Genomic DNA, 12,275 nt, shown 5'->3' with positions numbered 1-12,275 from the left:
GTCCGGGCCCACCCGTCCCGCTGGGCGGGACGCCTGCCCCCGGACTCGAGACTCCGCTCCCCGGAGTTGCGCCCGCGCCGTCTCAGCCTGCACCACGCCTGCGCCTCCGGGCATCGATCAGCAGCTCCTGGACATTCGGCAGTTGCTGTCCCTCCGTGTCCAGGCTGCGTCTGGTCCATTCGCCGTCCGGGCCGAGGCGCCAGGAGGCGACCGCGTCGGACATGCCCGTTTCCAGGAGGCCCGCGATGGCGCTTCGGTGGGCCGGGTCGGTGACCCGGACGAGGGCCTCGATGCGGCGGTCGAGGTTGCGGTGCATCATGTCCGCGCTGCCGATCCAGACCTCGTCCTCGCCGCCCGCCGCGAAGGCGAAGATCCGGGAGTGCTCGAGGAAGCGGCCGAGGATCGAGCGGACCCGGATGTTCTCCGAGAGACCCGGGACCCCGGGGCGTACGGCGCAGATGCCGCGGACCCAGATGTCGACCGGGACGCCCGCCTGCGAGGCGCGGTACAGGGCGTCGATGACGGTCTCGTCGACGAGCGAGTTGACCTTGAACTTCACGTACGCCGGCTCGCCCGCCCGCGCCGCCGCCGTCTCCTTCTGGATGCGCTGGACCAGGCCGTCGCGCAGCGAGGTCGGGGCGACCAGGAGGCGGCGGTACGTCTCGCGGCGGGAGTAGCCGGAGAGGCGGTTGAAGAGGTCGGAGAGGTCGGCGCCGACCTGCGGATCGGCGGTCAGGAGCCCCAAGTCCTCGTACAGCCGGGCCGTCTTGGGGTGGTAGTTGCCCGTCCCCACGTGGCTGTAGCGGCGGAGGTTCTCGCCCTCCTGGCGGACCACCAACGACAGCTTGCAGTGGGTCTTCAGGCCGACGAGTCCGTAGACGACATGGCAGCCGGACTCCTCCAGCTTGCGCGCCCACTTGATGTTCGCCTGCTCGTCGAAGCGGGCCTTGATCTCGACCAGGACCAGGACCTGCTTGCCGCTCTCCGCGGCGTCAATGAGCGCGTCCACGATCGGGGAGTCGCCCGACGTCCGGTACAGCGTCTGCTTGATCGCCAGCACGTCCGGGTCGCCCGCCGCCTGCTCCAGGAAGGCCTGCACGGACGTGGAGAAGGAGTCGTACGGGTGGTGCAGGAGCACGTCGCGGTCGCGCAGGGCCGCGAAGATGTCCGGCGGCGAGGCCGACTCGACCTCCGCCAGGTCGCGGTGCGTGCCCGCCACGAACTTCGGGTACTTCAGCTCCGGCCGGTCCTGGCGCGCGATGCCGAAGAGGCCGGTCAGGTCCAGCGGGCCCGGCAGCGGATAGACCTCCGAGTCGGAGATCTTCAGCTCGCGGACCAGCAGGTCGAGCACGTACGGGTCGATGGACTCCTCGACCTCGAGCCGCACCGGCGGGCCGAAGCGGCGGCGCATGAGCTCCTTCTCCAGGGCCTGGAGCAGGTTCTCGGCGTCGTCCTCCTCGACCTCGAGGTCTTCGTTACGGGTCACCCGGAACATGTGGTGCGCCAGCACCTCCATGCCCGGGAAGAGCTCCTCCAGGTGCGCCGCGATGACGTCCTCCAGCGGGACGAAGCGCTGCGGGGAGGCCTCCAGGAAGCGGGAGAGCGACGGCGGCACCTTGACGCGGGCGAAGTGGCGGTGACCGGTGACCGGGTTGCGGACGACCACGGCGAGGTTGAGGGAGAGCCCGGATATGTACGGGAAGGGGTGGGCCGGGTCGACCGCCAGCGGGGTCAGCACGGGGAAGATCTGCTGGCGGAAGAGCGTGAAGAGGCGGGCCTGCTCCTTTTCGGTGAGGTCCGCCCAGCGGATCAGGTGGATGCCCTCGTCGGCGAGCTCCGGGGCGACGTCCTGCTGGTAGCAGGCGGCATGCCGGGCCATCAGCTCGCGGGAGCGGGTCCAGATCTGCTCGAGCACCTCACGGGGCTGCAGCCCTGAGGCCGAACGGGTGGCGACGCCGGTCGCGATGCGGCGCTTGAGGCCTGCCACCCGGACCATGAAGAACTCGTCGAGATTGCTGGCGAAGATGGCGAGGAAATTCGCCCGTTCGAGCAGCGGGGTGACCGGGTCCTCGGCCAGCTCCAGCACCCGCTCGTTGAACGCCAGCCAGCTGCGCTCGCGGTCCAGGAAGCGGCCGTGCGGCAGCTCCTCGTCGGCCGGGGAGCCCGCGTAGTCGTCGGCGTCGGCGTCGAGGTCCGGGGCCAGATCGGAGCCGTCCGCGTTCACCCGCGGGGTGGCGACGACATGCGGCCGGTGGGCGGCGATGGAGCCGACGGAGGGCTGCGGTGCCGCCGGCGGCGGCGTTTGCGCGGGCGAGACGGCACTCGGTTCTTCCATGCCCCCATTCTCCCGTGCCGAGGCGGCATCGGGCACGACGGCCAGGGGGTGGGAGGTGCGCTGCATTCGTTGATGCTCGCAAGCGAGGTTGAACCGTCGGTAACGGCCAGGTGGCGCTGAGGAGGCATGGCGGCGCTCCGACGGGCCGGGAGTACCGGCCCGTCCCACGGGTCACACTGTCACGCGCACGCGTCACGCCGGGCGCTTCTCCTGATCGCCCAGGTACGTGCCCGAGTACGCGTCCCAGATGCCGTACTTGATGCCGGGACCGCCCTGCGTCTTGGCGTAGAGGCGGGTGCCGTCGAAGTGGATGTAGATGCCGTTGTCGATCGTCTCGCCCGTCCGCATCGGCTTGCCCTCGTAGTACGGGACGCCGTCGCGCAGCGTGATCGTCACGCCGGCGCCGATGTCCACGCTCGCGGTCTTCGCGGGGCGGAGGGGGCCGGTGTAGTTGCCGGGGTGGGTGGCCGCCTCCATCCGTGTGACCGCGCCCCAGCGCCAGGGGAGGTTCTGCCGCTGCCCGCCCGGGAGCTTGACGACGGCCTTGTCGGGCTTGATCGCGTCCGGCTCCGCCGAGCCTACGAAGGTGATGGTGAAGGCGGCGGACCGGCCGGGCGCGATCCGTACCGTGCCGCGGTCGCCCGCCTGCTCGCGCAGGGTCTCGGTGTGGCTGCTGCCGCGCTGCACCAGGACCACCTCGGGGCGTCCGGTGAGGGTCTGCGTGCGGTGGCCGGTGTTCTTCACGGTGACGACGGCGGTGTCCTGCTCGCCGGTGCCGCCCGGCTTCGCGGTGCCGCCCGCCCAGGACAGGGTCAGGCCGCCGGAGTGCGGTGCGGGGGTCCCCGCGTGGGCCGCCGCGGTGACCGCGGGGGTGGCGAGGGTCAGGACGGCGAGCGTCCAGATGGTCGCGGGCTTGAGCATGGTGGCTCCTGGGGGAGTCGTGTGCGGTAACGGGGGCGTGGCAGCCGGGGCTTGGTGGCGCGCCGGGCTGCCACGCCCGTACGGGAAGAGGTGGATGAAAGCGCGGTGCGTCAGCTGAGATCGCCGTCCTGCTGCTCGGGCTCGGGGTCGACCGGCTGCGGCTGCGGCTTCGCGTCCTCATCGGCGCCCGTGGGGGCGGAATTGCCGGCGGTCTTCTTCGGCTGGCAGATGATCTGGCCGGTGTACGGGTGGAAGGTGTACGTGCCCCGCTCGGTGCTGAGGACGGTGCGGCCCTTGCCCATCACGCCGACCGGGCGGCCCTTCTCGGAAATCCGCGCGGTGTAGCTGCCGTCGCGGTTCTTGGTGATGACCGCCTTGGCGCCGTTCTCCAGGTACTTCACGACCGGGCGGCTCTTCTTCGGCTGCGGCTTGCAGTCGGCGAGCGTCCGCACCTGGGCGGGCCGGTCCTGGGCCGGGGCGGCGGAGGCGGCGAAGGCGCCCGCGGCGGGGGCGGCGACGACGCTGCCGAGGACGGCGGTGATCAGGCCGGCGCGGAGCGTGTTACGGGAAATCCGAAGAGTCATGATGTCCTCCTGAGAAGGATTTATTGCGACATCTACGACGCTAAGGAACGGCGATATCCCGGGGCATCGGCACTTCGGCCATTGCGCATCGGCCGAAAAGCCGAGCTTTCGCCGCTGCTCAGTCGTTCCGCTCCAGCGGCAGCGTCGCCGCCACCTGCCAGCCGCCCTCCGGCACCGGGCCTGCCTCCAGCCGGCCGCCGAGGGCCGCCGCCCGCTCCCCCATGCCGACCAGGCCGAAGCCGCCCCGCCTGGCCGGCGCCGCCCGCCCCGTGCCGCGCCCGTCGTCGGTGACCCGGACCTCGAGACGCCCGTCGCGGGTGCTCAGCGTGACCCGTACCGCCGTGGCGTCGGCGGCGTGCTTGCGCACGTTGGTCAGCGCCTCGCGGACGATGCGGTGCGCCCCCGCGGCGGTGTCGACGGGCAGCGCGTCCTCCAGGCCGCGCTCGATCGTCAGCAGCACCGGCGGTCCGGTCCGCTCGAAGGACTCCACCAGGGCGCGCACGTCCGCCAGGCCCGCCACCGGCGCCGTGGCCGCCGGGTCGTAACCCTTCTCGCGCATGACGGCGACCAGCCGCCGCATCGCGGTCAGCGCCTCGCCCGCCTCCCGGTCGATCCGCCGGAACGCCTCGCCCGCCGCCGGTCCCTGCAGCTCCGCGAACGCCGCCGCCTGCGCCTGCACGGCGATGCCGGTGACGTGGTGGGCGATCACGTCGTGCAGCTCCCGGGCCAGTTCGAGCCGTTCGGCGGTACGGACCGCCACCAGGTCGCTCATCCGCTGCTCGGCCTGGGCGCGCAGCAGCAGCGAGTAGACGGACACCACGACGGCCAGCACCGCGAAGAACAGCGTGAACTGCCCCGGGTCCGCGTCCCGTACCGGCGCGATCACCGCGGCGAGGCCGAGCAGCGGGCCGAGGACGCTCACCGTCCGCATCGGCGAATGCCGCAGCACCCCGCTGAGCAGCACCAGCAGCGCGATCGACTCGCCCATGCCCCACACGACGAGCGGATGCCCGATGACGATCAGCACGGCCGTCGCGGTCCAGGAGACGGCCGCGGCGATGCCGCCGCGCACATGCAGCGGCACCCGCGGATACGGCACCGTGCACAGGAACACGACGATCATCCCGGCCACCCACACCACGGCATGCGGCCAGGTCGGCTGCCGGCCCAGCGTCACGCCCTCGAAGGTGACCAGGAACAGCAGCACCGCCGCCAGCACGGCGCGGCCGGCCAGCACCCAGCGGGGATGCCGCAGCGTCCAGCCGGCCGTCCGCCACACCGGGCCCGCCGCGTTCATGCCCGCGCGAGCCCGGTCTCCCAGGCCCAGGCGGCGATCTCGACGCGGTTGCGCGCGTCGAGCTTGGCCTGCACATGGGCGAGATGGGTCTTCACGGTGGACAGGGACATGTACAGCTCGCCGGCGATCTCGGCGTTGGTGCGGCCGGTGGCCACGAGCCGTACGACGTCGCGCTCGCGCTCGGTGAGCGCCTCCGTCGGCGGGCCCGCGGCCGTCGCCGCGCCCGCGGTCCCGCCCCGTTCGGCGAGGTCCTTCAGGAGCCGCACGGTGATGGCGGGCGAGATCAGCGAGTCGCCGGCGGCCGCCGCCCGTACCGCCTCGACCAGGAGCGCGGGGCTGGCGTCCTTGAGCAGGAAGCCGCTGGCGCCCTGGTGCAGGGCGGTGTGCACGTACGCGTCGTGGTCGAAGGTGGTGACGATGACGATCCGCGGGCGGTAGCCGTCGGCGGCCGGTTCCGGCGCCTGGTCGCCGCACAGCTGCCGGGTGACCTCCAGCCCGTCCAGACCCGGCATCCGGATGTCGAGCAGCAGCACGTCGGGGCGGAGCTCCCGGGTCGCCGCCAGCGCTTCGCGGCCGTCGACGACGTCGGCGAGCACCTCGATGCCCGGGCTGTTCTCCAGGATCATCCGGAAGCCGGTACGGACCATCTCCTGGTCGTCGGCGATGACCACGCGAATGGACATGCGGCGCCTTACCCCCGGGTCAGCGGGTCTTGTCCCGGTCGACCTTCAGCACGCCGTGGATCGGGGTCCCGTCGCCGCAGGTGCCGTCGACGCCCCACTCGGAGACCCGGCCGACGGGCCCGTTCGGGCCGTCGTCGGAGAAGTTCGCGCGCGGCGGCAGCTGGGCCGTGCCCTTGTACGCGCTGCCACCCGGGAGCGCGCCCTCCGGGTCGGCCTTCAGGACCGCCTCACCCGTCGCGAAGGCCTGCGAGGTCACCTTCACGGTGGGGGTGTCGGGCACGCCCTGGTAGAAGGGGCAGGTCACGGTGATGGTGACGGTGCTCCCGGGAGCGGCGACAGCGGGCCTGACCTCAGCGGAGGCGGGGGCGACGTCGGAGCCGTCCGCGGGCGCGGCGGCGCCGAGGCTGCCGACGGCCAGCAGCACGGCCGCGGCGGGAAGGACGCTATGCCGGAAATGCCACATACACCGAGCTTGGCACGAATGCCCGCCCCCGGCAGCGTCAGCTCTCCGTGCGGTACATCAGGTCTGTCTCGTGGGTGCGGAAGCCGAGGCGTTCGTAGACCGTCACCGCCGCCACATTGTCCGCGTCGACGTAGAGCATCGCCGTCGGCATCGACCGGTCGTACGCCAGATAGCGCAGCCCCAGCGACGTCAGCGCCTTCCCCAGGCCCGCGCCCTGCTCCTCCGGCGCGACGCCGAGTACGTACACCTCGCCCAGCTGCTCCGCGCTGTGCACCTTCGTCCAGTGGAAGCCGACCAGTTGGCCGGCCCGCTCGGCGAGGAAGAAGCCGTGCGGGTCGAACCAGGGCTGGGACTTGCGGTCCTCCAGGTCGCGCTGGGTCAGCGACCCCTGCTCGGGGTGGTGGGCGAAGGCGGCGGCGTTGAGCGCGAGCCAGCCGGCGTCGTCCTCGCCGGGGCGGAAGGTGCGGATCGTGACCCCCGTGGGGAGCTGCGGCGCCGGGAGGTCGGCCCCGGTCAGCGGCATGCGCAGCTGGCGCAGCTCGCGGAAGAGGGCGAGGCCGAGCAGCCGCGCGAGGTGCCGCGCGGCCGGGTGCCCGCCGTGCGCCCAGGCGCGCAGCCGGTGTCCGGACTCCTGCAGCAGCGCGTCGCCGAGCGCCCGGCCGTGGCCGCCGCGGCGGTACTCCGGGTGGACGACGAACTCAGCGGCCGGGGCCTCCACCGGGTCCGTGCCCTCCAGCTGCCCGTAGCCGGCCAGCACGCCGCCCGTATACAGCAGCAGATGCTGCACGCCGGGGCGGCGGCCGCCGCGCAGCTGCAGCCGGCCCTGCTCCGATACGGCCTGCCGGCCGTCGGCGGCGGCCGCGGCGTCCAGGATCCGGAGCACGTCGTGGACCTGCTGCGGGGTCAGCTCGTCGGTTACGTCGATGCGCCGGGCGAGGCTCGCCGCGGCGAGCCCGTCCCCCTGCTGTGCGTCCTGCTGTGCTGCGGCCCCTGAGTCACTCATGGGTCTGAGGGTACGGGTCGACGTATCGCCACGCGCAACCCTCTCTTAACCGCATGCCCCTGTTGCGCTACGCGCGTTGACCATAGGCTGCGCTCCTGCCGATCAGAGCAGACAGATCTACGGGAAGTGGAGCGTCATGGTGTCACTGAGCCGGGCGGGGGCCCGGAAGGCGGGTGTCGTTCTCGCGGCGGGCGCGCTGGCCGCGGCGGCGTTCGCGGTGCCGGCGGGGGCGGACAGCGGGGGCAGCGGGGCGAGCGGGAGCGACGGGCGCGGCGCGGCCGCGGCCGCGGGCGCCGGCGGCAAGGTCGACGTGCAACTGCTCTCCTTCAACGACTTCCACGGCAACCTCGAGCCGCCGGCCGGCTCCTCGGGCCGGGTCACCGAGCAGCAGCCGGACGGCACGACGAAGACCATCGAGGCCGGCGGCGTCGAGTACCTCGCCAACTCGCTGCGCACCGCCCGTAAAGGCAACGACCTCTCGGTGACCGCCGCGGCCGGCGACCTCATCGGCGCCAGCCCGCTGGTCTCCGGGCTCTTCCACGACGAGCCGTCCATCGAGGCGATGAACAAGCTCGGCCTGGACGTGGGCGGCGTCGGCAACCACGAGTTCGACGAGGGCCGCACCGAGCTGCAGCGGATCCAGGACGGCGGCTGCCATCCGAAGGACGGCTGCTACGCCAAGGGCCGCGAGTTCGAGGGCGCGGACTTCCCGTATCTCGCGGCGAATGTGGTCGACGAGAAGACCAACAAGCCGATCCTGAAGCCGTACACGGTCTGGAAGAAGAAGGGCGTGAAGATCGGCTTCATCGGGGTGACCCTGGAGGGCACGCCGGACATCGTCTCCGCCGAGGGCATCAAGGGACTGAAGTTCCTCGACGAGGCCGAGACGATCAACAAGTACACCAAGGAGCTGCGGAAGAAGGGCGTCAAGGCGGTCGTCGCGCTGATCCACGAGGGCGGCAGCCCGGCCTCCACGTCGTACAACTACGACTGCGACAGCGACGGTCCAGGGTCCGGCATCTCGGGCCCGATCTCGGACATCGCCAAGAAGACCGACGCGGGCGTCGACAGCCTGGTCACCGGGCACACCCACCAGGCGTACGTGTGCACCATCCCGGATCCGTCCGGGAAGCCGCGCATGGTGACGTCGGCGGCGTCGTTCGGCCGGCTGTACACGGACACCACGCTGACGTACGACCGGCGCACCGGCGACATCGCCCGTACCAGCGTGAAGTCCGCCAACCACGTCGTGGACCGGCAGCAGCCGAAGGCCACGGACATGACGAAGCTGATCAAGTACTGGGGCGACCTGGCCGCCCCGATCGCCAACAAGCCGATCGGCTTCATCTCCGGCGACATCCCGGGCGCGGTCACCCCCGAGTCACCGCTCGGAGACCTGATCGCGGACGCGCAGCTGGCGCACGCCAAGACCAAGGACGACAAGGCCGTGCTCGCGCTGATGAACCCGGGCGGCATCCGCTCCGACCTGACCCACAAGGCGTCGGGCGCGGAAGGCGACGGCGTCGTGACCTACGGCGAGGCCTTCACCGTCCAGCCCTTCAGCAATACGGTCAACCTCGTCGACCTCACCGGCGAGCAGCTGGTCGCGGCGCTGAAGGAGCAGGTCAGCGGGGCGAACGCGGCCTCCCCGAAGATCCTGCAGATCTCCGAGGGGCTGACCTACACCCTGGACATGACCAAGTCCGGCGCGGACCGGGTGGTGGCGGACACGGTCAAGCTGAACGGCGAAGCCATCGACCCCGCCAAGACCTACCGCGTCGCGATGAACTCCTTCCTCGCCGGCGGCGGGGACGGCTTCAAGACCCTGGGCCAGGGCAAGAACCCGCTGGTCGGCGGGGATGACCTGGCGGCGCTCCAGGACTTCCTGGCGAAGTCGTCGGCGAGCGAGCCGATCGCCCCGCCGAAGGCGGACCGGATCACGGTCGTCAAGTAGGCCGTGAGGTAACGAACACCCCGGACCCCGGCAGCCCCGCTGAGCTGCCGGGGTCCACCTCGTGTCGAACTTCGTCCCGTACCCCGGCAACGAGCCCGTAACCCCTCAGCTCCGGACTTCGTATATTCTTTCGCGGTCGATACCGGCGTTCCCCACAGCGCCTCTGATTGCCGGGTGTCCCCCACGCGCCCCGAGTCGCACCTGTGGGGGGTGAGCCGTGCCCAGCCAGACCGCCGTGCACGCGGCCGAGCAGGCCACCGGGCTGCTGCCGCTGCCGCCGACGGACGCCGAGAAGTACACGTACGGCAGGCGGCATCTGTGGGTGCTGACGCTGTGCTCACTGTTCAGCTTCGCCTGCCTGGCCGCGAGCCAGTTCTTCTTCACCACGTCCAGCCCGTGGTTCTGGCTGATGCTGCCGCTGCTGGCGCCGACCATCGCGGACTATCTCATCTCGCTGTACCTGGACGGCCTGAGCCGGGACTTCAACATGAAGGCGCACAAGCGCCGGGTGCGCGCCTGGCGCCCGGCGGCGTATCCGAGCGTGGACGTCTTCCTGCCGGTCTGCGGCGAGCCGCTGGAGATCCTGCACAACACGTGGACGCATGTGCACCGGCTCGCCTACACATATCCGGGACCGGTCCGCGTCTACGTCCTCGACGACGGCGCCAGCGACGAGGCCGGGGCGATGGCGCACGACTTCGGCTTCGCATACGTGGTCCGGCCGAACCGCGGCTGGTTCAAGAAGGCCGGGAATCTCAACCACGCCTTCGGCTTCACCGGCGGCGATCACATCCTCATCCTCGACGCCGACTTCGCGCCCCGCGCCGACCTCCTCGACGAGCTGCTGCCGTACATGGACGAGGAGCGCACCGCGATCGTGCAGTCACCGCAGTTCTTCCGGATCATCGACCAGCAGAACTGGATCGAGCGCGGCGCCGGCGCGGTCCAGGAGCTCTTCTACCGCTCGGTGCAGACCTCCCGCGAGGACAAGGACGGCTCCATCTGCGTCGGTTCCTGCGCCCTGTACCGGCGCGAGGCCCTCGCCAAGATCGGCGGTATCTCGCTGATCGAGCACTCCGAGGACATGTACACCGGCTTCGACCTGCGCGTCCGCGGCTGGAAGCTGAAGTACGTGCCGGTCGCGCTCGCCGCCGGGGTGTGCCCGGATTCCGCGGGAGCCTTCCACAACCAGCAGTACCGCTGGTGCATGGGCTCGCTGTCGCTGCTGACCAACAAGCGCTTCTGGGAGACGAAGATGCGCTTCGTCACCCGGCTCTGCTACGTCTCCGGCTTCCTCTATTACGTGCAGACCGCCCTGGCCACCTTCGTCGCCCCGCTGATCCCGCTCTCCCTGCTGGTGCTGAAGCCGGACCTGCTGCGCGCCGAGGCGAGCGTGCTGGTGCTGCCCGCCATCGCGTACATCACGCTCGTCCTGCCGCTGTGGCACAAGGCGCCGTACCGGCTGGAGGCGTGGGCGGTGCGGATGATGTACGGCTGGAGCCACGTCTTCGCCGTCTGGGACGTGCTCCGCGGCCGGGAGATGGGCTGGAAGCCGACCGGCTCCGACGGCGCCAAGAAGAACGGCATGGGCCGCTACTGGGGCGGCATGGTCGCCTGGACCGGCGGCACCGCCGTGCTGTGGGTGGTCGTCGCCGCGTGGCGGATGTTCACCCTGTATCCGCCGGACTTCGCGCTCATGCTCGCCGCCGGGCTGTTCTACGCCATGGTCGCCGGGCGGGCGCTGGTGCAGCCGCGGGCTGGGCGAACCCTGGAGGCCCGCATATGAGGACCCCGACCCTGCGGACGGCCGTCGCCGCCCTGCTGCTCTGCCTGCTCGCGTCGTCCTGCACCACGTTCTCGTCGGAGGGCCGCGACCGCTATCACCGCACCGACGGAAAGCCGTCCGCCTCCGGCAAGGAGAGCGAGTCGGCGAAGCCGGAGCTGCCGTACGACATCCGGCCGCTGCTCAAGCCGGAGAAGAAATATCTGGGCATGTCCGCGGACGGCGCGCCCGCCTCGCTGAAGCCGGTCAAGGACTTCGCGGCGAAGGGCGGGAAGCGGCCGAACCTGGTGGAGTTCTACTCGGCCTGGGGCGACCAGTACGAAACCAAGCTGGTGCAGAACGCCTGGGACTACGGGGCGCTGTCCTTCATCGCCTGGGAGCCGATGAAGACGAGTCTCGCGAAGATAGCCGCCGGGAAGTCGGACAAGTACATCCGCGAATACGCGCAGTCCGTGAAGGAGTTGAACCTCCCGGTCGCGATCAATTTCGCGCACGAGATGAACGGCTTCTGGTACCCGTGGGGCACGAAGCACGCGACCGCGAAGCAGTTCACCGCCGCCTGGAAGCACATCCACGGCATCTTCGAGGAGGAGGGCGCGACCCAGGTCATCTGGGTGTGGAGCCCGAACGTCACCCACCCGATGCCGCAGGTCCGGCTGGAGCCGTACTGGCCGGGCGACACGTACGTCGACTGGGTGGGCGTGATCGGCTATTACGCGGCCGGCGGCCCGCACACGTACCGGAGCCTGTACGGCCCGACGATGGCGCAGATCCGCGGCTTCACCAAGAAGCCGTTCATCATCGCCGAGACCGCGTCCCAGGCGGGGCAGCGCAAACCGGCTGACATTACGGACCTGTTCACCGGCACGGCGGCGCGCGACGATGTCATCGGCTTCGTGTGGTTCAACTACGACAAGGAAACGGACTGGCGCATCACCAGCGGCCCGGCCTCGCAGGCCACCTTCCGCAAGCACGCCCGCGATCCGCGCTACGGCTTCGACGTCACGAAGGTGAGGTCGCCGTGAACGGAGTAGGCCAGCGCCGCCCGTCGTGGGCGGAACCGGAGCCTTACCGGGCGGGGCCCGGGGAGTATGCGCCGTACGGGCAGGGGGCGTATGCGTACGCCGAGCCCTACGAGCAGCACGGGCCCTACGAATACACCGAGCCGTACGAACAGCACAGGCCCTACGAGTACACCGAGCCCTACGAATACGCCCAGCCCTACGAATACGCGCCCACCCCGCCACCACCC

The 12,275-nt window shown here is 71.0% G+C and carries 10 protein-coding genes and 1 pseudogene; 4 read left to right on the top strand and 7 right to left on the bottom strand.

Annotation, left to right across the window (positions count from 1 at the left end; genetic code table 11):
* Positions 1–82: 82 nt before the first annotated feature.
* The 7 genes from G5C51_RS33910 to mshD form a co-directional block, all read right to left on the bottom strand.
* Positions 83–2,335, bottom strand: a complete 2,253-nt coding sequence (locus G5C51_RS33910; RefSeq protein WP_165243243.1) for an RNA degradosome polyphosphate kinase — start codon at positions 2,333–2,335, stop codon at positions 83–85.
* Positions 2,336–2,527: 192 nt separating this feature from the next.
* Entirely contained in the window at positions 2,528–3,256 is a 729-nt protein-coding gene (locus G5C51_RS33905; RefSeq protein ID WP_165243241.1) for a DUF4232 domain-containing protein, read from the bottom strand.
* A 110-nt stretch (positions 3,257–3,366) separates the two neighbouring features.
* The gene (locus G5C51_RS33900) at positions 3,367–3,840 is read right to left on the bottom strand and encodes a hypothetical protein (protein ID WP_165243239.1); all 474 of its coding nucleotides are present in this window, start codon (positions 3,838–3,840) and stop codon (positions 3,367–3,369) included.
* Between the two features lie 118 nt (positions 3,841–3,958).
* Positions 3,959–5,137 carry a sensor histidine kinase gene (locus G5C51_RS33895; RefSeq protein WP_165243230.1) on the bottom strand — a complete coding sequence of 393 codons (1,179 nt, stop codon included), beginning with the start codon at positions 5,135–5,137 and terminating at the stop codon, positions 3,959–3,961.
* The gene (locus G5C51_RS33890) at positions 5,134–5,820 is read right to left on the bottom strand and encodes a response regulator (RefSeq protein WP_165243228.1); all 687 of its coding nucleotides are present in this window, start codon (positions 5,818–5,820) and stop codon (positions 5,134–5,136) included. The genes G5C51_RS33895 and G5C51_RS33890 overlap by 4 nt, the downstream gene beginning before the upstream one ends.
* 19 nt (positions 5,821–5,839) lie before the next feature.
* Positions 5,840–6,283, bottom strand: a complete 444-nt coding sequence (locus G5C51_RS33885; protein WP_165243226.1) for a hypothetical protein — start codon at positions 6,281–6,283, stop codon at positions 5,840–5,842.
* Positions 6,284–6,320: 37 nt separating this feature from the next.
* Positions 6,321–7,286, bottom strand: a complete 966-nt coding sequence (gene mshD / locus G5C51_RS33880; RefSeq protein ID WP_165243224.1) for a mycothiol synthase — start codon at positions 7,284–7,286, stop codon at positions 6,321–6,323.
* 136 nt (positions 7,287–7,422) lie between these two features.
* Here mshD and G5C51_RS33875 point away from each other — a divergent pair, with 136 nt between their 5' ends.
* The 4 genes and pseudogenes from G5C51_RS33875 to G5C51_RS33860 form a co-directional block, all read left to right on the top strand.
* Positions 7,423–9,240, top strand: coding sequence for a bifunctional metallophosphatase/5'-nucleotidase (locus G5C51_RS33875; protein WP_165243222.1), 1,818 nt, complete (start codon positions 7,423–7,425; stop codon positions 9,238–9,240).
* Positions 9,241–9,649: 409 nt separating this feature from the next.
* Positions 9,650–11,026, top strand: a complete 1,377-nt coding sequence (locus tag G5C51_RS33870) for a glycosyltransferase family 2 protein (protein WP_240930107.1) — start codon at positions 9,650–9,652, stop codon at positions 11,024–11,026.
* Complete coding sequence (locus G5C51_RS33865) at positions 11,023–12,048, top strand: glycoside hydrolase family 26 protein (RefSeq protein ID WP_165243220.1); 1,026 nt, start codon at positions 11,023–11,025, stop codon at positions 12,046–12,048. The genes G5C51_RS33870 and G5C51_RS33865 overlap by 4 nt, the downstream gene beginning before the upstream one ends.
* Positions 12,045–12,275 (top strand): annotated as a pseudogene (locus tag G5C51_RS33860) (hypothetical protein); the annotation flags it as partial. The gene G5C51_RS33865 and the pseudogene G5C51_RS33860, both read left to right, overlap by 4 nt.

Source organism: Streptomyces coryli (assembly GCF_011044975.1).
Classification (GTDB): domain Bacteria; phylum Actinomycetota; class Actinomycetes; order Streptomycetales; family Streptomycetaceae; genus Streptomyces; species Streptomyces coryli.
Note: the sequence above shows the minus strand (reverse complement) of the source record. Positions and strands in the feature narration are given on the sequence as shown.

Coding starts and splice junctions, on each gene's coding strand:
- G5C51_RS33910 (WP_165243243.1), bottom strand. CDS start 2,335: ATGGAAGAACCGAGTGCCGTCTCGCCCGCGCAAACGCCGCCGCCGGCG.
- G5C51_RS33905 (WP_165243241.1), bottom strand. CDS start 3,256: ATGCTCAAGCCCGCGACCATCTGGACGCTCGCCGTCCTGACCCTCGCC.
- G5C51_RS33900 (WP_165243239.1), bottom strand. CDS start 3,840: ATGACTCTTCGGATTTCCCGTAACACGCTCCGCGCCGGCCTGATCACC.
- G5C51_RS33895 (WP_165243230.1), bottom strand. CDS start 5,137: ATGAACGCGGCGGGCCCGGTGTGGCGGACGGCCGGCTGGACGCTGCGG.
- G5C51_RS33890 (WP_165243228.1), bottom strand. CDS start 5,820: ATGTCCATTCGCGTGGTCATCGCCGACGACCAGGAGATGGTCCGTACC.
- G5C51_RS33885 (WP_165243226.1), bottom strand. CDS start 6,283: ATGTGGCATTTCCGGCATAGCGTCCTTCCCGCCGCGGCCGTGCTGCTG.
- mshD (WP_165243224.1), bottom strand. CDS start 7,286: ATGAGTGACTCAGGGGCCGCAGCACAGCAGGACGCACAGCAGGGGGAC.
- G5C51_RS33875 (WP_165243222.1), top strand. CDS start 7,423: ATGGTGTCACTGAGCCGGGCGGGGGCCCGGAAGGCGGGTGTCGTTCTC.
- G5C51_RS33870 (WP_240930107.1), top strand. CDS start 9,650: ATGCTGCCGCTGCTGGCGCCGACCATCGCGGACTATCTCATCTCGCTG.
- G5C51_RS33865 (WP_165243220.1), top strand. CDS start 11,023: ATGAGGACCCCGACCCTGCGGACGGCCGTCGCCGCCCTGCTGCTCTGC.